This is a genomic window from Klebsiella sp. SWET4, from assembly GCF_024296565.1.
GTDB lineage: Bacteria > Pseudomonadota > Gammaproteobacteria > Enterobacterales > Enterobacteriaceae > Klebsiella > Klebsiella variicola.
In genome coordinates this window covers 352,575-373,471 of sequence record NZ_JANCOB010000004.1, presented here as the reverse complement: position 1 = coordinate 373,471, position 20,897 = coordinate 352,575, and the positions used below count along the sequence as shown (strand labels likewise).

Here is a 20,897-nt window from a genome sequence, read left to right as displayed (position 1 = left end):
CTGGCCGATTACTCCATCATCTTCTCAATCGGCAGCACCAGAATGGAGCTGGCGCCCAGCGCTTTCAGTTTTTCCATGGTCTCCCAGAACAGGGTTTCGCTGCTGACCATGTGCATCGCCACGCGCTGCTTGTCGCCTGCCAGCGGCAGAATAGTCGGACGCTCGGCGCCCGGCAGCAGGGCAACCACTTCTTCCAGGCGTTCGGTCGGAGCGTGCATCATGATGTATTTCGACTCGCGGGCCTGGATCACGCCCTGAATACGGGTCAGCAGGCGGTCAATCAGCTGCTGTTTGGCGTCGGCCATCTCGCCGTCGCGCTGGATCAGGCAGGCTTTGGAGCGGTAGATCACTTCCACTTCGCGCAGTCCGTTGGCTTCCAGGGTGGCGCCAGTGGAGACGAGGTCGCAGATGGCGTCGGCGAGGCCGGCGCGCGGCGCCACTTCCACGGAGCCGTTCAGCAGACAGGATTTAAAGGAGATACCTTTTTGATCGAGGTAGCGCTTCAGCAGGTGCGGGTAAGAGGTGGCGATGCGTTTGCCGTCCAGCGCCGCCGGGCCGTTCCAGGCTTCATCCACCGGGGTCGCCAGCGACAGGCGGCAGCCGCCGAAGTCGAGACGGCGCAGGGTGAAGTAGCGCGGGTCTTCGCCCTGAGCGCGGCGGCTGAGCAGCTCTTCTTCCAGCACGTTTTCGCCGATAATGCCGAGGTCGACAACACCGTCCATCACCAGGCCCGGGATATCGTCATCACGCACGCGCAGAATGTCGATTGGCATATTTTCCGCCAGCGCAATCAGACGCTGGGTGTGCAAATTGACTTTAATGCCGCAGCGGCTGAGTAATTCGCGTGAATCTTCGCTTAAACGGCCTGATTTCTGAATAGCTATGCGTAAACGGGTGTTGTCTAACATTGTTCTTTTCCTCTGAATACCTGTCTGAATCTGTCCGAATTTGGTCCAAAAAAAAGCCCCCGGAAGTGAATCTTCCGGGGGCTCTCTGCGCGTTCATGCACCACTGGAAGATCCAAATGTCTTCCAGCACACATCGCCTGAAAGACTAGTCAGGATGATGGTGATGATGGTGGTGTTTAAATTGAACGCGGTTCATAAAAATTCTCTGTGAATGACTATGCATTTGATGTCCTTTAACCTAAACCACTTCCGCCGCAGAAAGCAAGGGCTTTTTTCTATCATTAATTCATTTCACATTGAGCGAAGAAATTGTCAGTTGCCGCTGGCTGGCGTAGCCTGTAATCAGCACAGCGAAAGAGTCAGGAGCCTGGGATGAAAAAGGTCGCGATAGTCGGTTTGGGATGGCTGGGAATGCCGCTGGCGCTGTCATTGATGGCGCGAGGCTGGCAGGTCACCGGCAGTAAAACCACGCAGGATGGCGTGGAGGCGGCGCGGATGTGCGGGATTGACAGCTATCCGCTGCGCCTGGAGCCGCAGCTGGTCTGTGATACCGAGGACCTCGACGCGCTGATGAACGTCGATGCGCTGGTGATCACGCTGCCGGCCCGGCGTACCGGGGCGGGAGAAGGGTTTTATCTGCAGGCGGTGCAGGAGATTGTCGATACCGCGCTGGCGCACCATATTCCGCGGATCGTCTTCACCAGTTCCACCTCGGTGTATGGCAACGTCAACGGCACGGTGAAAGAGAACTCCCCGCGTCTGCCGCAAACCGCCAGCGGGCAGGTGCTCAAGGAGCTGGAGGACTGGTTGCACAACCTGCCGGGAACCTCGGTGGATATTCTGCGTCTGGCCGGGCTGGTGGGGCCTTCCCGTCATCCGGGACGTTTTTTTGCCGGCAAGTCGGCGCCGGATGGCCAGCACGTGGTCAATCTGGTGCATTTGCAGGATGTGGTGGCCGCTATCGAACTGCTGTTGCAGGCCCCGAAGGGCGGGCACATCTATAATCTATGTGCGCCCCGCCATCCGGCGCGCGGCCTCTTTTATCCGCAGATGGCCCGTGAACTGGGGCTGCCGCCCCCGGTGTTCAGCGACAGCCCGGACGGTGGTCAGGGCAAGATTGTGGATGGCAATCGTATCTGCAATGAGCTGGGGTTTGAGTACCAGTACCCCGATCCGCTGGTGATGCCGATGGAGTGATCTACCAGCGGTGATTCGCATACCGTAAGGGGGTAGCGATGAAACCACTGCTGGATGTCCTCTTGATCCTCGACGCGCTGGAAAAAGAGGGGAGCTTTGCCGCCGCGTCGGCAAAGCTCTTTAAAACGCCCTCGGCGCTGAGCTACACCATTCACCGGCTGGAAAGCGATCTCAATATTCAGCTGCTCGACCGCAGCGGCCACCGCGCGCGCTTTACCCCCACCGGACAAATGCTGCTGGAGAAAGGGCGGGAGGTGCTGCATATCGCCCGCGAACTGGAGATCCGGGCGGTCAAACTGCAGCAGGGGTGGGAGCACACCCTCCGCCTGGCGGTGGACTGCACTTTTCCCGTGACGCAGCTTTCGCCGCTGATTGCCGCATTTTATCAACAACAGCCGCTGACCCGGCTGCACTTCACGCAGAACCCCTCGCTGCTGGACTGGCGCCCGCTGACCGACGGGCAGGCCGATCTGCTGCTGGGCGCCCTTGGCGAGCCGCCGCCGCTGAGCGGTTATGACTATCTCCCCCTCGGCGAGCTGGAGCTGCTGCTGGTGGTTTCCCCGCAGCATCCGCTGGCGCGACACCGCGCTCCGCTGAGCTGGCGGACCCTGCGCCGTTATCGGGCGGTGGCCACCGGCGAGGGCGGGGCGCTTCTCAGCGATCAGGAGACCCTGACGGTGTGTGACGCCGCGGGGCAGCTGGCGCTGCTGCGCATGGGGCTGGGCTGGGGCTGTCTGCCGCGTTACCAGGTGCAGGGGCTGCTGGAGAGCGGCGAGCTCATCAGCATGGCGGTTCGCGGGCTGTCGCCCCGCCAGCATGCCTGGATCGCCTGGAATGACGCCACCTGCGGTTTGGCCAGCAAATGGTGGCGGGAAATGCTATTAGCAAATAGTGCTATTTTTACAATTTATCATACGGAAATCGTATAGATATTAGCGCGTTAAAAAATACGCTTACGCAATGAACTTCATAACATCTTGTCAACGCCGTTGAATTTGTTGCAAAATATGCGGCCTGAAAACCAGAGACTAGCCGACGCTTTTTTTAAAAGTGTCGGTTATTTTTTTGGTCGAAAGACACATCATTCAATACCAAGAGGCCGGGCTTCGTACCGGATAGATATTTACTAAAAACCGACAGTCGTTGTCGCTGAGGAATAGAAAGAAATGGGGCAATTTTTTGCTTACGCGCTGGCGTTCACCGTAAAAGGGGATAACTATGTCGCATAACGCTACTCCAAATACCTCTCGCGTGGAATTACGTAAAACGCTTACGTTAGTTCCGGTTGTAATGATGGGCCTGGCCTATATGCAGCCGATGACGCTGTTCGATACGTTTGGTATCGTCTCTGGTATGACCGACGGTCACGTGCCGACGGCCTACGCCTTTGCGTTAATCGCCATTCTGTTTACTGCCCTGAGCTATGGCAAGCTGGTACGTCGTTACCCTTCTGCCGGCTCGGCGTATACCTATGCGCAGAAATCCATCAGCCCGACCGTTGGCTTTATGGTGGGGTGGTCCTCGCTGCTCGACTACCTGTTCGCGCCGATGATCAACATTCTGCTGGCGAAAATCTATTTTGAAGCGCTGGTGCCTTCGATTCCGTCGTGGGTGTTTGTTATCGCGCTGGTCGCCTTTATGACCGCCTTTAACCTGCGCAGCATTAAATCCGTGGCCAACTTCAACACCGTGATCGTGGTGCTGCAGGTGGTGCTGATTGCCGTTATTCTCGGCATGGTGATTTATGGCGTGTTTGAAGGCGAAGGCGCCGGTACGCTGGCCAGCAGCCGTCCGTTCTGGTCCGGTGACGCGCACGTGATCCCGATGATTACCGGGGCGACGATCCTGTGCTTCTCGTTTACCGGCTTCGACGGCATCAGCAACCTGTCTGAAGAGACCAAAGATGCAGAGCGCGTCATCCCGCGGGCGATCTTCCTGACCGCGCTGATCGGCGGCCTGATCTTCATCTTTGCCACCTACTTCCTGCAGCTGTACTTCCCGGACATCTCTCGCTTTAAAGATCCGGATGCGTCACAGCCGGAAATTATGCTCTACGTAGCAGGTAAAGCCTTCCAGGTTGGCGCGCTGATCTTCTCCACCATCACCGTGCTGGCGTCCGGTATGGCGGCGCACGCTGGCGTGGCGCGTCTGATGTACGTGATGGGCCGCGACGGCGTGTTCCCGAAAAGCTTCTTCGGCTATGTTCACCCGACCTGGCGCACCCCGGCGATGAACATCATCCTGGTCGGCGCTATTGCGCTGCTGGCGATTAACTTCGACCTGGTGATGGCGACGGCGCTGATTAACTTTGGTGCGCTGGTGGCGTTTACCTTCGTTAACCTGTCGGTGATTTCGCAGTTCTGGATCCGTGAGAAACGCAACAAGACGCTGAAAGACCACTTCCAGTATCTGTTCCTGCCGATGTGCGGCGCCCTGACCGTTGGCGCGCTGTGGGTCAACCTGGAAGAGAGCTCGATGATTCTGGGCCTGATCTGGGCCGGTATCGGTCTGGTCTATCTGGCCTGCGTGACCAAAAGCTTCCGCAACCCGGTGCCGCAGTATGAAGATGTGGCCTAAGGCATAGCGTGATGTAAATGAGAAAAGCCGGAGGGAAACCTCCGGCTTTTTTTCGTTTGGCCCGGTGCGATACCTTTTGCCCGGCGGCGCTGCGCTTGCGCGGGCCTACGGTGATGGTTAACCATCTGAAATTTAATGGTTATGTAGGCCGGGTCAGGCGTAGCCGCCACCCGGCAATATGTTGGGCACGGAAACGACGACCGGACGGTTCCCTCTCCCTCCGGGAGAGGGTTAGGGTGAGGGGAAGCACTGCAGTGTGGTTGTTTATGTTATCTGTGGCTTCAGCGTAGTTTGCGCTCCCGGTTAGTCTTCTGCGTTATGTCTCTTATGGTGCTGGGAGCGCACAGGGGGCGGCCAGTCGCCGCCGCCCCCTGTACCCCCGGGCTCCGGCCAGCAACATCGCCACTTCGTGGTACCTTCGACTTATCCCTGCAGGCTTCGGGTCGGGCCGAGGCAGCGTCCGTGCAAAACACGGCCCTCAGCCCGCATCCATGCGGGCTGCCCCGGCCTGCCGGGAACGTCTCAGCGATTTTGAGGCCGCCAGCACCGGCAGTTTCAGCGGCCCCTGATCCAGTGGTGATTTGGGGTTGTAGGCCGGGTCAGGCGCAGCCGCCACCCGGCAATATGTTGGGCACGGAAACGACGACCGGACGGTTCCCTCTCCCTCCGGGAGAGGGTTAGGGTGAGGGGAAGCACTGCAGTGTGGTTGTTTATGTTATCTGTGGCTTCAGCGTAGTTTGCGCTCCCGGTTAGTCTTCTGCGTTATGTCTCTTATGGTGCTGGGAGCGCACAGGGGGCGGCCAGTCGCCGCCGCCCCCTGTACCCCCGGGCTCCGGCCAGCAAAATCGCCACTTCGTGGTGCCTTCGACTTATCCCTGCAGGCTTCGGGTCGGGCCGAGGCAGCGTCCGTGCAAAACACGGCCCTCAGCCCGCATCCATGCGGGCTGCCCCGGCCTTCCGGGAACGTCTCAGCGATTTTGAGGCCGCCAGCACCGGCAGTTTCAGTGGCCCCTGATCCAGTGGTGATTTGGGGTTGTAGGCCGGGTCAGGCGCCGCCGCCACCCGGCAATATGTTGGGCACGGAAACGACGACCGGACGGTTCCCTCTCCCTCCGGGAGAGGGTTAGGGGGAGGGGAAGCACTGCAGTGTGGTTGTTTATGTTATCTGTGGCTTCAGCGCTCATTGCGCTCCCGGTTAGTCTTCTGCGTTATGTCTCTCATGGCGCAGGGAGCGCACTGAGGGCGGCCAGTCGCCGCCGCCCCCTGTACCCCCGGGCTCCGGCCGGCAAAATCGCCACTTCGTGGTACCTTCGACTTTTCCCTGCAGGCTTCGGGTCGGGCCGAGGCAGCGTCCGTGCAAAACACGGCCCTCAGCCCGCATCCATGCGGGCTGCCCCGGCCTTCCGGGAACGTCTCAGCGATTTTGAGGCCGCCAGCACCGGCAGTTTCAGTGGCCCCTGATCCAGTGGTGATTTGGGGTTGTAGGCCGGGTAAGCGAAGCGCCACCCGGCAGAAACCCGCGTAAAGCGCTAAAACGCGAGTGTGGTTGGGTCAGCCGCAGGGGGCTGCGGCTTGTTTATAGCGGTGGCGGTTCGAAGCAGAGGCTGCGCTCCAGGCACTCGTCGCAGCTTGGCGATCGGCAGACAATCTCCCCCTGCGACTGCAGGCAGCGCTGGCGGTAAAAGAACTTTTTCCAGCGCATATGGTGGACGTTCTGCACCACCAGCAGTGGAAAGCAGTCGCTCATCAGCCGGCCCAGTTCCGCCCGCGAATCGAGTCCCAGATCCTCCCACAGATGGTTAAACGCCAGCGCTACCTCGGCGACGATCTGCGCCATCGGTTCGGCCCCCGGCGCCATCCACTCCGTCAGCCACTGCCCCAGCTGCCGACGCTCTTCGTCGCGGGTAGCATTCAGCTCGGTCATCAGCCGACGGCGGCTCAGCGTCGCGCTGTCCAGCGGCGTCGCCACCTCGCCCAGCCGCTGCTGCAGCGACCGCCATGCCGCGGGCGTCAGCCCCATCCGCAGCGGAAAGCAGCCTTTTCCGGCGTGATACAATCGCCACAGGCGGGTCAACCAGTCGACCGGCGCCATCAGGCGACCCCCTGACGCAGACGCGATGCCGCCAGGCTCTGGCGCCGCCGCTGCCACCAGGCAGGCAGCACCTCGGCGACCGAACGCCACGCGCCGTCCACCTGCGGCTCAATGCCCTGTAATTCCAGCTGCTGCCATGGCGTATGGCCGATACGCACGCAGAACACCGCTTTTACGTCGGCGAGCAGCGCCAGCAGCGCCGCCAGTCTGGCCTCGTTCTCCTGTGGCTCACACTCCTCTTCGCCGCGGCAATATTTCGGTGTAAAGCGCTCGCCCACCAGCACCATACCGGCGGCCGACAGGCTGTAGATCGAGAAGCGGTCGGCATGGCCAAAATGACAGTCAATGACCTCGCCGTGGCGGGAGGCCACGGCCACCAGACAGGCGTCATCCGCGTCCGACTCCCCCTGCGTGGCGAGGCTGGCATGAAGTTCGGCGCGCTGGTGGAGGATGGGCAGCCAGTCGGGGAGGCTGTCCGGGTCCGGCAGCCGGGTGAACTGCTGGCTGCGATCTTCGCCCAGCATGCCGATGGCGTCGGCACGGCACTGGTGGCAGTGGGTCATCTGCGGCATCACCTCCCCGCACTGGCTGCGGATCGCGGCGAGCATCCCGGCGTCCGGCTCCGGCTGGCCGTTGAGACCAAAAACCGTGCCGTGCTCCGGTCTGGCAATCAGCGGCATAATATTGTGAATAAACGCGCCGCTTTCCCGCAAACGACGGCCGACCTCGGCCATGCCGCCGTCGTTGATCCCCGGGATCAGCACCGAGTTTATCTTGACCAGCACCCCCGCGGCGGTCAGCCTGCGGACCCCTTCAAGCTGGCGGGCAATCAGGATCTCCCCGGCTTCCCGGCCGCGGTAGCGTTCGCCGTCGAGCCACAGCCAGGCATAGATTTGCCCGGCGATATCGGCATCCAGGGTATTGATGGTCACCGTGACGTGATCCACGCCGACCTCCAGCAGGCGATCGACCGCGTCGGGCAGCATCAGCCCGTTGGTTGACAGGCATAATTTGAGGTCCGGAAGCTGGTCGCGGACCAGCTCCAGGGTGCGGAAGGTGCGGGTCATATTGGCCAGCGGATCGCCGGGCCCGGCTATGCCGACCACCGACAGCTGCGGGATGGCCTGGGCCACCTGGCGCACTTTCAACACCGCCTGCTCGGGGGTCAGCAGCGTCGATGACACCCCGGGGCGGGATTCATTACTGCAGTCGAATTTACGGTTGCAGTAGTTGCACTGCAGATTGCAGGCCGGGGCGACCGGAAGATGCATCCGGGCGAAACGGTGATGCCCGCTGCGAGAGTAGCAGGGGTGCGCGGCGACCTTGTCGGCCACCCGCGGCGCTAACGCGCTGGCGTCCGCCGACTGACAGGCGTTACCGCCGGAAAAAGAAGAGCAGGAAGTCATGGTCGTACCTTCATGGTTGGGCGATACCTTCCTGCTGCAAACGACGTACCAGTGACGAATTTTTTATCTGGCTGAAAAATAAAGCGTTATCCCGCATCCCTGCGGCTCAACATTGTCGCGTTCCTGCCGTACTGACGACAATGTCCTGAACCTGACACCGCGGCCTACAGACGCGGCAGGGTGATATCCATGATCTGGATCCGATAAGCGACCTGGCGCGGCGTCATCCCCAGCAGCCGTGCCGCCTTGGCCTGCACCCAGCCGGCTTTTTCCAGCGCGGCGATCAGTCGCTGACGTTCGTCCAGGCTGTTGTCCAGCCAGCTGTCTTCTGCTGACCCGCTGGCAGGCAGGGCTTTGGCGGGACGATCCTGGTGAGTGAAGAGGATCACGTCGCGATCGATCAGGCCACTCTCCGACATCACCGCCGATCGTTCGAGGCAGTTCTCCAGTTCGCGAACGTTACCCGGCCAGCTGTACTCCATCAGCAGGCGGATCGCGCCCTCGCTGATCCGCAGCGTGCGTCCCTGATGCTGGCCGATTTTGCGCACCAGGAAGTGCGCCAGCTCGGCGATGTCCTCCTGACGTTCGCGCAGCGGGGGCAGGGCGATGGGCATCACGTTCAGACGATAATAGAGATCCTCGCGGAAATGGCCCAGCCGGACCTCCTCCTCCAGGTGACGGTTGGTGGCGGCGATGATGCGGACATTCACCCGCAGGGTCTCATCGCCGCCGACCCGCTCCATCTCCCCCTCCTGGAGGATACGCAGCAGCTTGGCCTGGAACGAGGCGCTGCTTTCACCAATCTCATCGAGGAACAGGGTGCCGCCATCCGCCAGCTCAAAACGTCCTTTACGCTGACGCACCGCCCCGGTAAAGGCGCCTTTCTCATGGCCGAACAGTTCGCTTTCCAGCAGGGTGTCCGGCAGCGCCGCGCAGTTAAATTTGACGAAGGCGGCGCCAGCCCGTGGCGAATGGTGATGGATGGCGTTGGCGATCAGCTCTTTCCCGGTGCCGCTTTCGCCGCGTACCAGCACGGTGGTGTCCCAGCGCGAGACCTGACGGATCACCTCCACGATCTGGCGCATCGCCGGGCTCTTGCCGACCATATTGTCAAGGCCCACGCCGCGCGACGACGAGCAGGCCGGCGGCCGTTCCACCTTCGGCGGCTGGCGGCTCGACAGGGCGGGTGAGGCCGGAAGGATCATCAGCCGGATGGTCTGGGCGACGAGGTTGGCGACGGTTTCGAGAAAACGGGTGCAGGCCGGCAGCCGCTCTTCCTGGCGCGCCATCGGCTGGGCCGCCAGCACCCCTATTGGCCGGGCGTTGGGCCCCATCAACGGTACGGCGATAAACGGCAGATCGTAATCGTAGAGGCTCAGGCGGTCGAGAAAACGCTGATCGTCGGCGACCCGGGGCAGCACCAGCGACTGCCCCTGGGCCAGCACGGTCCCCACCAGTCCCTCGCCGGGGCGATAGCGGATCTGCGTGCTGCCGGGGAGGGGCTGCTGGCCGGTTTGCTGCAGCGCTTCGATACTGAGGATCTCCTGCTCGCTGTCGTACAGGCAGATCATCCCGTGCTGCATAAAGGCATCGTTGTGCAATACGCTGAGCACCTCCTGCAACGTTTTGCTGGCCTCGGTGGCCCGGCTCAGCACCACGCTTATCCGCTGCATGGCGGTGAACTGCTGAGAGAGGTCGAAGCGTCTGACGGAGGTGTCCGGGTCGGATTCAGGGATCATGCTTCACCTCCGGTCAGGGTGTTAAACAGCGGGAAACGCAGGGTCAGGCAGGTGCCGCCCTGCGGTCGGGAAGCCAGCTCAATGGCCCCGCGATGATGCGCCACCAGGGTCTGGATCAGCCGCAGCTCCATGCCTTTGCCCGGCGAGTTCAGCGCGTCGGGGGAGTGGGCGTAGCGCACCTGCAGCAGCGGTACGTTGTCAGTCAGGTACAGCGACAGCCAGCCGTCGTTCTCCTCGGCGTAGAGCTGCATCGCCAGCGGCACGGAGGGCAATTCGGCGGCGAGGGCCAGGGTGCGGTCGAGCCACAGGCTTAAGCACGCCAGCAGCGGGGTGCGCTGGCCAAAGCCGATCAGATGCGGTGAGGCCATGTCGACCTGCAGCCCGTCGGGATCGAAGCGGGTACGGTAGAGGGCGCACAGATCGTCGAAAAAGGGCTGCAGCGGCCAGACGGCGGGGTTTTCGAGTTCCAGCGATGGGCGACAGCGCTGGAGCCGCGCCATCGCCTCTTCCCCTTCACGCCAGGCGGCCTCCAGCGCCACATTCCCGCTTCCCTCGCCGTTCAGCCGACGGGCTGCCGCCAGCATATTAATCGGGCAGTTCAGCTGGATCAGCGCGGCGTCCAGCGACTCGCGGATCGCCGCCAGCAGCTTGCCGGCGGTCATTTGCTGCTTCAGCCGGTCAAGGCGTCCTTGCTCCTGCTGCTGACGCTGCTGGGTACAGTCGGCGATCACCACCAGGGTCCGCGCCAGCGCGCTGTCGATAAAGTAGCGGCTGGCCTCTTCGCTGACGCCGGGCAACGGCCAGCAGGTTACCGACAGCCAGCGCGCGGCCCCGCGCAGCGCCACCGGCAGGATCGCCTCCACGCCGGGCGTCATCCGGCCAGGGGAGACCTGCAGCTCGGTGAGCAGCTCCCGGCCGCCGCAGTCAGCGCAGAAGGTTTTGTAGGCGAGGTTGTCCATCACCACCCGATCCTGCTCGTCCACCACTACCACGGCGGCGGGGATATTATTCAGCACCGCCTCCATCAGGGTCATATGGTTGCGCAGCCGCTGCTCGAGGGTGTAGCTGACGCTGATATCCCGCTGCATCGCCAGATAATGCTCCAGTTCCCCTTGCGGGCTAAGCACCGGGGTGATGTCAATCTCCACCAGGTACAGGCCGCCGTCCCGACGCTGATTAATCAGCTGGCCGCGCCAGGGCTGACGCTGGAGCAGGGTATGCCACATCTCCTGATAGATCTCGCGCGGCGTCTGGCTGCTGGCCAGCAGGCGTGGGTTCTGGTTTAACAATTGCGCCAGCGAATAGCCGGTCTGGCGGCAAAACGCCGGGTTGGCGTAAATGATCCTGGCGCTGGCATCGGTGAGGGAGATGGCCACCGAGGCCTGTTCCACCATGGTAAAAAACAGCCCCGGATGTTGTTGAGTCAGCGCGCCGGCGATGGCCTCCGGCGCGGCGTTATCGAGCATCATATTCAGGGTCATCGCAAACTCCTGTGTCGCAGTTATGACAAATTGTCCGACACCGTGCGCAAAACGCGGCGGGGTAAGCCGAACCCGGATAACCATGCAAAGTGTGCGCCCTTATCGGAACGACCACGCGAAACATTGATCCGACAGGGGGAAAATTCACGGATTTTTACCTTTCGCCCCGCCGGGTGCGCCTTTGGCGCGCGGCATCGTGATGCGAAGCGATCCTGATGGGGCAGGGATGGGCCGTCGCGGTGCAGGGCAACCTGGCACAGCCTTCGCAATACCTCTGTCGTCATTCCTTTTTTCAACACCATTCCGACAGGAGCGTACTATGGCGAACATTGGCATTTTCTTTGGTACCGATACCGGTAAAACCCGCAAGATCGCGAAAATGATCCACAAGCAGCTGGGGGAGGCCGCCGCCGCCCCGGTCAATATTAACCGCGCCACGCTGGCGGACCTGCTGGCCTACCCGGCCCTGCTGTTGGGGACGCCGACGCTGGGCGACGGCCAGCTGCCGGGCCTCGAGGCCGGGGGCGAGAGCGAGTCGTGGGCCGAGTTTATCCGCAACCTCGGCGACGTCAGCCTGCAGGGGAAAACGGTGGCGCTGTTTGGCCTCGGCGATCAGCGTGGCTATCCGGATAACTTCGCCAGCGGGCTGCGGCCGCTGTACGACGCCCTGCGTGCCCGCGGGGCGACGATGATCGGCAGCTGGCCGAACGAGGGGTATGAGTTCAGCGCCTCATCGGCGCTGGAGGGGGATCGCTTTGTCGGACTGGTGCTGGATCAGGATAACCAGTTCGACGAGACCGACGCGCGGCTGGCGACCTGGCTTGAGGAGATTAAACCGCATCTGCTGTAGGCGATGGCGGGTAGCCTGTCGGCTACCCGCACAGCCCCGGCTGGCGCGCTAACATCTCGGCCAGCCACTGGCGCTGGTGGCGGCGCTGGCTCTGTTGACTGAGGTAATCGCGGGCGCTTTCCAGCGCCTGCTCAGGCGTCATCGGCGCGGCAGGGCGAATGGCCTCACACCAGATCAGATGCCAGCCGAGCTCACTGGCCACCGGCGCGCTCAGCGCATTTTCCACCAGCGCAAACAGCGCCTCCTCCAGCTGCGGATAGAGCAGCCCCCGGCCGATCCACCCCAGCCGCCCGCCGTCCAGCGCGCTCGGGCAGTGGGAGTGTCGCTGGGCCAGCGGCGCAAACGCCTCGCGAGAGGCTTCGATTTGCCCATGAAGCTCCCGTATGCGCGAGTAAACCGCCTGGTCGTCGCCATCGACGGTGAGCAGCAGATGGCGGGTCAGGCGCTGTTCCGGGCGCATAAACTGCGCCTGATGCCGCAGATACCAGGCCTGCACCGCGGCGGGATCCGGCCGCGGCGCCTGGCTGGCAATCCCGGCGAAGGCGGTTTCCAGCCGGGCGTGGTGCAGGACGATCGCCGCCCGCTCCGCTGGCGTAAATCCTCCCTCATCCAGCCAGGCGCCCAGCGAAGTGGCGAGGCCCTCCAGCAGCGCGGCGGGGATCGCCTCCGGCGCAATTTGGGCGACGATGAGCTGCTCCATCTGGGCCTGGCGCTGCCAGGCCGTCTCGAAGGCCTGCCGGTCGACCGCGTCGATGGCCGCCGGCTCGCAGTTCCAGCGGCTCTGCGCCAGCCGCTGCCGGCCAAATCGTTGCCATGGCTCCATTATTCTTCCTCCTCTGCCAGCGCCAGCGCGCTTACCGGGACCTGGAACCAGCGGCCGCCGAAGTCGACGATATAGCCGTCGCCATGCTCGCCCCGGTCGGTGGCTTCGATGCGCCCCAACTGACCTACGCTGACCACCATCTCGCCCTGCATCGCCAGCGCCGTCTGACAGATTACGCTATCGCCATACTGCAGATTGCCGGCCAGCCAGGGCCGATCGCCGGCAATCAGCTCCTGTTCGCGACAGCCGACCACCCGGTCGCAGTCCGGGAAGTGGATCTGGTAGATGATCTGGTCCTGCAAGAATACTCCCCAGTCGCGGACATAGCCGATGCTGCCCCGGCGCACCAGCAGGGCGCCGGACGGCAGGCCCGCATAGGTGCCATCGTTACGGATGGCGCGCACGACGCGGACCGCTTCGCTAAAGGTAAATCGGGGTCTCATGGCGTGTTCTCCTCGAACTGTTGCTGATAACTCTCCGCCAGCAGTCGGCGCGCCAGCAGCCAGTGCGCGCGCGGGTTATCCTCCAGCTGGTTGAGCAGAGGCACTTCCGCCTTCAGCTTGCGGTGAAAGGTGGCCAGCACCGGCAGGCTGCAGTGCGCCAGGCGCTCGGGCTGGTAGGGAACGGCGAAAAACTGAAAGAACGCATCGGCGGAGCGCAGGTCGCCCACGCCGGGGATCTGATAAAACCACTCCATACTCACCCCCTGGCCTGCAGCGTTTCGGCGCCGCAGAGCGCGTGGTAGATTGCCGCCAGCTCATCATCCCGCGGGCTGCGTTTGCCGTTTTCGGCAAAGCGACGGAGCGCTGGCAGCAGCTGGTCAATTTGCGCTGATGTCAGGTGATAACCCATCCGATCGAAGACGCCGTTAACCGCCTGGCGACCGGAGTGTTTGCCCAGCACCAGCCGATAGCCGCGGCCCAGCAGGGCGGGGTCGATCGCCTGATAGCTCTCGCTGTCGCGCAGCAGCGCCGCAACATGTACGCCGGATTCGTGGGTAAAGACCAGCTCGCCCACCAGCGGCTGCTGGGGGTCCACCGGGCGGCGGGTGGCGAGGGCCACCTGTTCGCACAGCGCCGGCAGGGCGGTGAAACGCACGCCGGTCTTGACCTCCAGGCAGCGCTCTAGTCCGAGCGCCACGGTCTCCAGCGCCGCGTTGCCCGCGCGTTCGCCCAGGCCCAGCACGGTGGTGTTCACGCTGGTGGCCCCGGCGCGCACCGCCGCCAGGGTGTTGGCGGTAGCCAGGCCCAGATCGTTATGGGCGTGCATCTCGAGTTCGCCGGGCCAGACGCGGCGCAGGGCGGCGATCTGCGCCGCGGTGGTGAACGGGTCGAGGATACCGACGGTATCGGCATAGCGCAGACGGGTGGCTCCCGCCTCCCGGGCCAGGCGGGCAATGTCCTGCAGCGTCGCATCGCTGGCTCGCGAGGCGTCCTCACAGCCAATGCAGACCTTCAGGCCAAGGGTGTGGGCGAGGTGGATCAGGGCCGCCAGCCGCTCCAGCAGCAGCGGTAAGCCTTCGCGCAGTTTGTACTGCCGCAGCTTGTCGGAGGCGGGGATGGAGATATCCACCCAGTCCATGCCCAGGTCGGCGCTCTGGCGAATTTCTCCCGCCTGCATCCGGCACCAGGTCATCAGCGTGGCGCCCGGGAGCTGTCGGCGCACCTGCCGGATACGGGCGCACTCCTCCTCGCCCATCGCCGGGGTGCCGACCTCCATGGCCTCGATCCCCGCCGCGTACAGCGCCTCGGCGATGGCGATCTTTTCGCTGGCCTGAAAGGCCACGCCGGGACTCTGTTCACCATCGCGCAGGGTAGTGTCGTTAATCAGTACGCGTCCCATCATTGTCTCCCCGCCTTAGCCGTAGACCGGCGTGAAGGCGCCATCCTGCAGGTGCGGCTGACCCTGTCGCCAGTAGGGCGACAGGGCGCGCAGCCGGTCGATAACCGACGGCAGGGTGGCGATGACGTAGTCGATCTCTTTTTCCCGGGTATAGCGTGAGAGGGAGAAGCGGATGGTGCCGTGGGCCGCAGTGTAGGGGATATTCATTGCCCGCATGACGTGCGACGGCTCCAGCGAGCCGGAGGTGCAGGCGCTGCCGCTGGAGGCGGCGATCCCGGCCTGATTCATCAGCAGCAGGATTGCCTCGCCCTCGATACACTCGAAGGCCAGATTGAGAGTGCCGGGCACCCGCGGCTGGCTGCCGCCCATCACCGTCACCGCCGGGATAGTGGCCTGGAGATGTTGTTCAAGACGATCGCGCAGTTGGCTAATCTGCGCCATGCCCGGCAGATGAACCTGCGCCAGCTCGCTGGCGGCGCCCATTCCGACAATGCCGCTGATATTTTCCGTACCGGCCCGCCGGCCATGCGCCTGGTGGCCGCCGCGCAGTAGCGGGCGAAATCGTGTTCCCCGCCGCAGCCAGAGGCAGCCCACCCCTTTGGGACCGTGGAATTTATGCGCCGAGCAGGAGAGCATATCGATCCGCGTCTGGCTGAGCGCCATCGGGATTTTGCCCACCACCTGCACCGCGTCGCAGTGAAACAGCGCGCCCTGCTCATGAGCCAGCTCCGCCAGTTCGGGCACCGGGAACATGACGCCGGTTTCGTTATTGGCCCACATGATGCTGACCAGCGCCACGCGCGGGCTAAGCGCCGCCCGAAATTGCGCCATATCCAGGGCGCCCTGCTGATCCACGGCGATACGGTGGATCAGGTATCCCTGGCGCTCCAGCTGCTCACACACCGCCAGAGTGGCGGGATGTTCGACCGCGCTGGTGATGATCTCGCGCCGCTCCGGCATCAGGGCCACCGCCGAGGCGATGGCGGTGGTGGTGGCCTCGGTGGCACAGGAGGTAAAGATGATCTCGCTGGGGTAGTCGGCCCCGAGCAGGGCGGCCACCTGCTGGTGCGCCCGTTCAAGGGCCGCCTGCGCCGGCAGACCAAAATCGTGTATCGACGAAGGGTTGCCGTAAAAGTCGGTTAAAAAGGGCATCATCGCGTCGAGAACCATCGGGTCGAGACGGGTGGTGGCGTTGTTATCGAGATAAACAGGTTTCATCGTATCCCCCTTGGGTTAGTTAACCGCGGCCGGGGCCGCCACCACGTCCATGTAAGTTCCGGTACGCTCCATCAGCTTTTGCTGCAGCCAGGCGAGGGTCATGTCGGTCATCATGCAGCCGCTGCAGCTGCCGGAGAGGCTGACGGTCACCTGACGCGGGGTGACGTTGAGCAACGTCATGTCGCCGCCGTCGGCCTGAATGTGCGGGCGCAGTTCGTTGATGGTATCGACCACGCTTTGCCAGTGCGCATCGTGGGTCGTCTCCGCTGGCAGGGGGGCTGGCGGCTGTTGGGCGAGGATCGCCGCCAGCGCCAGCTCAATTTTTTCATGGCAGGCGGTGCAGCCGCCGCCGGCTTTGGTGTAGTTGATCACTTCCTCGAGGGTGGTCAGGCCATTGTTCACCACGGCCCGGCGAATATGCCCTTCGTCGACGCCGAAGCATTTACAGATCAGCTTGCCCTCCTCATGCTCCTCCTCAAGGCTTTCGCCGCGAAAATGGGCGATGGCCGCACGCAGCGCTTCCTGGCCCATCACCGAGCAGTGCATTTTTTCCGGCGGCAGACCGTCGAGGTAGTCGGCGATCTGCTGGTTGGTGATCTGCCCGGCTTCGGTCAGGGTGTGGCCGATAATCAGCTCCGTCAGCGCGGAAGAGGAGGCGATGGCGCTGCCGCAGCCGAAGGTCTGGAAGCCCGCCTCCTCGATGATCTCGGTCTGCGGATCAACCCGCAGCATCAGGCGCAGCGCATCGCCGCAGCTTAATGAACCCACATCGCCCACCGCGTTGGCGTTGTCGACCACGCGCGCGTTGCGGGGATGAAAAAAATGGTCTTTCACTTTCTCGGAGTAGTTCCACATGCTGTCAGCTCCAGGGATGATGACGAAAACGCCGGGGCGCGGTACACCGCAGACTGGCGGTGGTACTGACCCCCAAGCAATTGCGATACCAACGCATAAAAACCTTATTTGTTAATGACCTGGCGGGTTAATCGCCCCCGACAGGGCCGACACTGTTGTGGCGTTTTGTGGGCTTTGTCACATAAACGACAGGATCAGGGGAGCGGGTCGGGTTCCTCCCGCCACGCCGGCTCCTCCAGCAGGCGGTTAAAGCGCTGCGGATCGCGTTGCCGCGCGCTGCGGCGCTGCGCTTTTTCATACCAGGAGAGTTGGATCTCCTGCAGCAAGCCGAGGATGGTGGTCTGGTCTGGGACACGTTCGGCGCGGACGCCCACCTGCAGCAGCTGGCGAAAAACCGCCTCGCCAATCGCCACGCAGAACAGGGTGACGCAATCCTCAAGGGCATGGATGCGCTCGGCTATCTTCTCGGTCTGGTGACCGCTGGCGACCGGGAACTCCACCACCCGCAGCAGGGTGACCCGGTCGGCTTTGACGCCGTAGACCACCAGCCGCGGCGTGGCGCCGAAATGCTGATCGACGTGGCGGTAATCGGAGCTGGCGAAGGCGACTTTCATCGACCACTCGTCGGCGTGGACCATATCAAACTGACGGTTAATGGGCGGCATAAGCGTCTCCTGAAGCCGGCTGGGGGTCGGCGCCCTGGCGAAGCGGCGAGCGGTAGAGGGCGGTGTGGTGATGGCGGTCGCGCAGCAGATTGGCCAGCTCAAACAGCGTATCTCGCATGCCGGCGTACCCCTGGCGGACCCGACGAAACTCACCGAGCCGGTCGAAGAGGGGAAAACCGACGCGGATCAGCGGCAGGGCAAACTGCTCCGCCAGATCGCGGGCGTGAGAGTTAGCCACCAGCAGATCGGCGGGTTGGTGGCTCAGCAGCTGCTGCAGATCCTCAAGATCCCCCGGCACGACTTGCTCGACCGGCAGCTGGCGCAGGCTGGGGTGGCTGGTGGGGGCGACCAGCGGGCCGGGCTGCATCCCCTGGCTGCGGGCGAAATCACACCACGCCGCCAGCAGGTCGCCCTCCGCCGCCATCGCCATGCGCTGGCCCTGAAGCCACATATGGCAGTCGATCATCGCATCCTGCAGCTGGCCGCGCTGGCGCTCAATCCAGGCCGGTACGCGGCGTCCGGACATCTTCGCCAGCTGATGGATAAAGGTATCGCAATGGTCGAGGGTCATCAGATGCGGCAGGGCGATCACGTCGCCGCGGCTGCGTTGGGTCAGGAGCGATGCCGCCCGCTGGAGCGACACGCCAATGGCGAAGCTGCCCAGACTCTGGCCCATCTGGGCAATCTGGCGCAGCGAGGCGCCGCCCTGGGTCAGGGGCGTAAAATCCCCTTCACCGAGGTGGCCATCCATTGACTGTGAGAGGTCCGGCAGGATCACCGGCTGCAGGCCAAAGGCCTCCACGCAGCGGCCCAGCCATTCGATATCCCCTGGCGAACAGAGGTGGCTGACCAGCAGGTTGACCCGCCGGGGCCGCTGCCCCGGACGCGGCGTCGGCGCGACCCACTGCTCGATCACGCTCTCGATCACCGCGCTGTAGCCGTTTTCCATAGAGCCAAAAAAATCCGGGGTATTGACGGTGAGGATCGCCACGCCGTTATGGCGCGGATGCGCCTCACGAAACTGGCGCACCACCCGGGCGATATCGCTGCCCTGCGCTTCCGCCAGACCGGTGCTGAGCAGCACGATGGCCTGCGGGCTGTGGCGCTGGCAGAGGGTGTCGAGCGCGGTGAAGATATTGCCGTCGGCCCCCATGATCGTGGCGGTCGGATCCATGGCCGTCGACTGCAGCGGCACCGGGTCATGGAAATGCTGAATAAAGAAAACTTTGGCGAAGGCGCTGCAGCCCTGGGCGCCGTGGACCAGCGGGATGGCCTGGGCCAGCCCGAGGCTGGCGAGGATCGCCCCGAGCGGTTGCCCGGTTTTAATCGGGCTCACCGCCAGCGGTTTTTCACTGCGGATAATGTCTGCCATGGTGTTCTCCTAGCGCCACGGGGCGCGGGTATGCGTTTGCGGCCAGACGGGACTGGCGAGGGTCAGACAGAGCTGGCGGGCGAGGGTGATGATGCCCTGATAGCCGGCGTAGGCGTGCTCGCGCTCCTGATTGATATCGAGAAACGGCAGCCGGGCTTTCCAGGCGGTGTACATATTGCGTCCGCCGGCGATCATCAGGTCGGCCTGATAGCGGTACACCACGTCGAGCAGGGTGCGGGCATTGCCCTCCTCAAGCATCACCGCCTCGTCGCCCATCAGCTCACGGATCCGCTGTTTGTCCTCCTCGGTGGATTTCCGCGTGCCGGTGGCCACCACGGTCATGCCGAGATCCTGCAGGGCCGAGACCACCGACCAGGATTTCACGCCGCCGGTATAGAGCAGCACTTTGCGCCCGCGGAGCTGCTCGCGCCACGGCGCCAGCGCCTGCTCCGCCGCCTGCTCTTCGCGGGCGATCAGCGCCTCGGTGCGGCGGCACAGGTCGTCATCCCCCAGCAGCGTCGCCAGCTGGCGCAAGGCGTCGGAGGTGGCGCGGATCCCGTAGAAGCTGCCTTCAAACCACGGCGTGCCGTAGCGCAGCTCCAGCCCCCGGGCGACGTTGATCAGCGCGCGCGAGCACACCAGCATATTGGCCTGCGCCCGGTGCAGGGTCTGGATCTCGGCAAAGCGGCCGTCGCCGGAGAGGCTGCCGAGGACGCGGATCCCCAGCTCATCCAGCAGCGGCTGGACCTGCCAGAACTCGCCGGCGATATTGAATTCGCCAATCAGGCCGATATCGTGGCGCTGGGCCGGGGCAAAGGGCGTGTTGTCTGGCCACGGGGCCGGTTCGCGCTGGCCAATCACCTGCCTGAGCATCACGTCGCCCGCCATTCGGTTGCCAAGATTTTTACTGCCGTAGAAACCGGCGGCGTCAATGGCGATGACCGGGACGCCGGTGGCGGTCTGTGCGGCCTGGCAGACGGCCTCCAGGTCATCCCCCTCCATCGCCGGTACGCAGGTGTTGTAGATAAAGACCGCCGCCGGATGATAGCGGTCGACGATGTGACGGACGGCGTGGAACAGGCGGCGTTCGCCGCGGCCCATAATCACATCCTGTTCGTTGAGATCGGTGGTAAAGCCGAGCCGGTTGAGGGCCGGGCCGGCGCTGACGCTGCCGCGGTTATCCCACGAGCTGCCCGCGCAGCCGATGGGGCCGTGCACCAGGTGCGCGACGTCGGCGATGGGCAGGAGCGTTATCTGCGCGCCGTCGAAGGCGCAGCCGCCGGCGGTAGCGCCGGGCTTAGGAGCGCTGCAGCCGGATTTTTGCTTCTGGTTGTGCTCGCAGGCGGGTTCGTCCAGCAGTGCCAGAATTTCCTTTCCCTTCATAGTGACCTCGTTGACGGTGGGAGACCGGAGAAGTGATGCAATTCGCGCTCCAGGGAGAGGGAGATTGATTTTTAAGGGAAAAGGGTTGTGGGTTTTGCGACAAAGGCAACAATCAAACAGGGGGAAGGCATGATTTATCGCGCTGATAACTGGATTTACCGCGACAGTATTGCCGCATATTGGCGAATGACGGGAAGGGTCGATAAGGTGGAATATTCCGTTCACTGACCTTCCTCACTATTTCATTGCGCCCTCTGCGGGTGAACGGCATGGGGGGCGTTTCGCCCGCCCCCCATGACCCCCAGCATGGCGCTGAAAATTGCCGCTGCGCGGTCCGCTCCACTCCGGCTTCATCTGGCGGAACGGGCGGACTCGACATCCTTGTCTCGACCGCCCTCTGGCCGCCGTCCTGGCGGCCAGTCCTGGATGCGCGCCTGCGTTCTCGCCAATTTTCCTGATGCGCCCAACCCCCGGCTGTTACTTTTGTCC

Annotated in this window: 20 protein-coding genes and 1 other annotated feature; of the genes, 5 read left to right on the top strand and 15 right to left on the bottom strand. The window is 63.4% G+C overall.

The features are described 5' to 3' along the window. Nucleotides 1-8: 8 nt before the first annotated feature. A complete protein-coding gene (hisG, locus tag NKJ21_RS13150) occupies nt 9-908 on the bottom strand; it encodes an ATP phosphoribosyltransferase (protein WP_002912152.1) in 900 nt (299 codons plus the stop codon). Nucleotides 909-955: 47 nt separating this feature from the next. Then, nucleotides 956-1,078 (bottom strand) — a sequence feature (His leader region). Further along, nucleotides 1,054-1,104, bottom strand: a complete 51-nt coding sequence (gene hisL / locus NKJ21_RS13145) for a his operon leader peptide (RefSeq protein WP_004899375.1) — start codon at nt 1,102-1,104, stop codon at nt 1,054-1,056. Its footprint overlaps the feature before it by 25 nt. A 176-nt stretch (nt 1,105-1,280) precedes the next feature. Here hisL and NKJ21_RS13140 point away from each other — a divergent pair, with 176 nt between their 5' ends. The 4 genes from NKJ21_RS13140 to plaP all read left to right on the top strand — a co-directional run bounded on the left by NKJ21_RS13140 (nt 1,281) and on the right by plaP (nt 4,682). After that, nucleotides 1,281-2,105, top strand: a complete 825-nt coding sequence (locus NKJ21_RS13140) for an SDR family oxidoreductase (RefSeq protein ID WP_008804116.1) — start codon at nt 1,281-1,283, stop codon at nt 2,103-2,105. 38 nt (nt 2,106-2,143) lie between these two features. Then, nucleotides 2,144-3,034: a LysR family transcriptional regulator gene (locus tag NKJ21_RS13135; protein WP_254732937.1), complete on the top strand. Its 891-nt coding sequence runs from the start codon at nt 2,144-2,146 to the stop codon at nt 3,032-3,034. Nucleotides 3,035-3,271: 237 nt separating this feature from the next. Then, nucleotides 3,272-3,334 (top strand): membrane protein YoeI, encoded by a 63-nt coding sequence (gene yoeI, locus NKJ21_RS27845; RefSeq protein ID WP_096335043.1) that lies wholly within the window; start codon nt 3,272-3,274, stop codon nt 3,332-3,334. Then, nucleotides 3,324-4,682 (top strand): putrescine/proton symporter PlaP, encoded by a 1,359-nt coding sequence (gene plaP, locus NKJ21_RS13130; RefSeq protein WP_004148994.1) that lies wholly within the window; start codon nt 3,324-3,326, stop codon nt 4,680-4,682. Before yoeI ends, plaP begins: the two co-directional genes overlap by 11 nt. 1,576 nt (nt 4,683-6,258) lie before the next feature. Here plaP and NKJ21_RS13125 read toward each other — a convergent pair. From NKJ21_RS13125 to nifL, 4 genes are all read right to left on the bottom strand, one after another. Then, nucleotides 6,259-6,774 carry a nitrogen fixation protein NifQ gene (locus NKJ21_RS13125; RefSeq protein WP_012541103.1) on the bottom strand — a complete coding sequence of 172 codons (516 nt, stop codon included), beginning with the start codon at nt 6,772-6,774 and terminating at the stop codon, nt 6,259-6,261. Beyond that, entirely contained in the window at nt 6,774-8,180 is a 1,407-nt protein-coding gene (gene nifB, locus NKJ21_RS13120; protein ID WP_008804119.1) for a nitrogenase cofactor biosynthesis protein NifB, read from the bottom strand. The genes NKJ21_RS13125 and nifB overlap by 1 nt, the downstream gene beginning before the upstream one ends. Nucleotides 8,181-8,344: 164 nt before the next feature. Next, nucleotides 8,345-9,919 (bottom strand): nif-specific transcriptional activator NifA, encoded by a 1,575-nt coding sequence (gene nifA, locus NKJ21_RS13115; RefSeq protein ID WP_101837108.1) that lies wholly within the window; start codon nt 9,917-9,919, stop codon nt 8,345-8,347. Further along, a complete protein-coding gene (gene nifL, locus NKJ21_RS13110) occupies nt 9,916-11,400 on the bottom strand; it encodes a nitrogen fixation negative regulator NifL (RefSeq protein ID WP_025714614.1) in 1,485 nt (494 codons plus the stop codon). Before nifL ends, nifA begins: the two co-directional genes overlap by 4 nt. 319 nt (nt 11,401-11,719) lie before the next feature. On the opposite strand from nifL, the gene NKJ21_RS13105 reads away from it, so the two are divergent. After that, nucleotides 11,720-12,250, top strand: coding sequence for a flavodoxin (locus NKJ21_RS13105; protein ID WP_008804122.1), 531 nt, complete (start codon nt 11,720-11,722; stop codon nt 12,248-12,250). Nucleotides 12,251-12,272: 22 nt separating this feature from the next. On the opposite strand, the gene nifM is transcribed toward NKJ21_RS13105, so the two are convergent. The 9 genes from nifM to nifE all read right to left on the bottom strand — a co-directional run bounded on the left by nifM (nt 12,273) and on the right by nifE (nt 20,408). After that, a complete protein-coding gene (gene nifM, locus NKJ21_RS13100; RefSeq protein ID WP_101837109.1) occupies nt 12,273-13,073 on the bottom strand; it encodes a nitrogen fixation protein NifM in 801 nt (266 codons plus the stop codon). Then, entirely contained in the window at nt 13,073-13,516 is a 444-nt protein-coding gene (locus NKJ21_RS13095) for a nitrogen fixation protein NifZ (protein ID WP_012541106.1), read from the bottom strand. The genes nifM and NKJ21_RS13095 overlap by 1 nt, the downstream gene beginning before the upstream one ends. Then, nucleotides 13,513-13,770, bottom strand: coding sequence for a nitrogenase-stabilizing/protective protein NifW (locus NKJ21_RS13090; RefSeq protein ID WP_008804125.1), 258 nt, complete (start codon nt 13,768-13,770; stop codon nt 13,513-13,515). Before NKJ21_RS13090 ends, NKJ21_RS13095 begins: the two co-directional genes overlap by 4 nt. Nucleotides 13,771-13,772: 2 nt before the next feature. Next, nucleotides 13,773-14,915 carry a homocitrate synthase gene (gene nifV, locus NKJ21_RS13085; RefSeq protein WP_032733504.1) on the bottom strand — a complete coding sequence of 381 codons (1,143 nt, stop codon included), beginning with the start codon at nt 14,913-14,915 and terminating at the stop codon, nt 13,773-13,775. A 15-nt stretch (nt 14,916-14,930) separates the two neighbouring features. Further along, on the bottom strand, nt 14,931-16,133 hold the full coding sequence (nifS, locus tag NKJ21_RS13080) for a cysteine desulfurase NifS (RefSeq protein WP_023297938.1): 1,203 nt from the start codon (nt 16,131-16,133) through the stop codon (nt 14,931-14,933). A 15-nt stretch (nt 16,134-16,148) separates the two neighbouring features. Then, the gene (gene nifU / locus NKJ21_RS13075) at nt 16,149-16,988 is read right to left on the bottom strand and encodes a Fe-S cluster assembly protein NifU (RefSeq protein ID WP_016161450.1); all 840 of its coding nucleotides are present in this window, start codon (nt 16,986-16,988) and stop codon (nt 16,149-16,151) included. A 194-nt stretch (nt 16,989-17,182) separates the two neighbouring features. Continuing rightward, nucleotides 17,183-17,653 (bottom strand): NifB/NifX family molybdenum-iron cluster-binding protein, encoded by a 471-nt coding sequence (locus NKJ21_RS13070; RefSeq protein WP_008804129.1) that lies wholly within the window; start codon nt 17,651-17,653, stop codon nt 17,183-17,185. Then, entirely contained in the window at nt 17,640-19,025 is a 1,386-nt protein-coding gene (gene nifN / locus NKJ21_RS13065) for a nitrogenase iron-molybdenum cofactor biosynthesis protein NifN (protein WP_008804130.1), read from the bottom strand. The genes NKJ21_RS13070 and nifN overlap by 14 nt, the downstream gene beginning before the upstream one ends. Nucleotides 19,026-19,034: 9 nt before the next feature. Continuing rightward, on the bottom strand, nt 19,035-20,408 hold the full coding sequence (gene nifE / locus NKJ21_RS13060; RefSeq protein ID WP_012967613.1) for a nitrogenase iron-molybdenum cofactor biosynthesis protein NifE: 1,374 nt from the start codon (nt 20,406-20,408) through the stop codon (nt 19,035-19,037). Between the last annotated feature and the right edge of the window lie 489 nt (nt 20,409-20,897).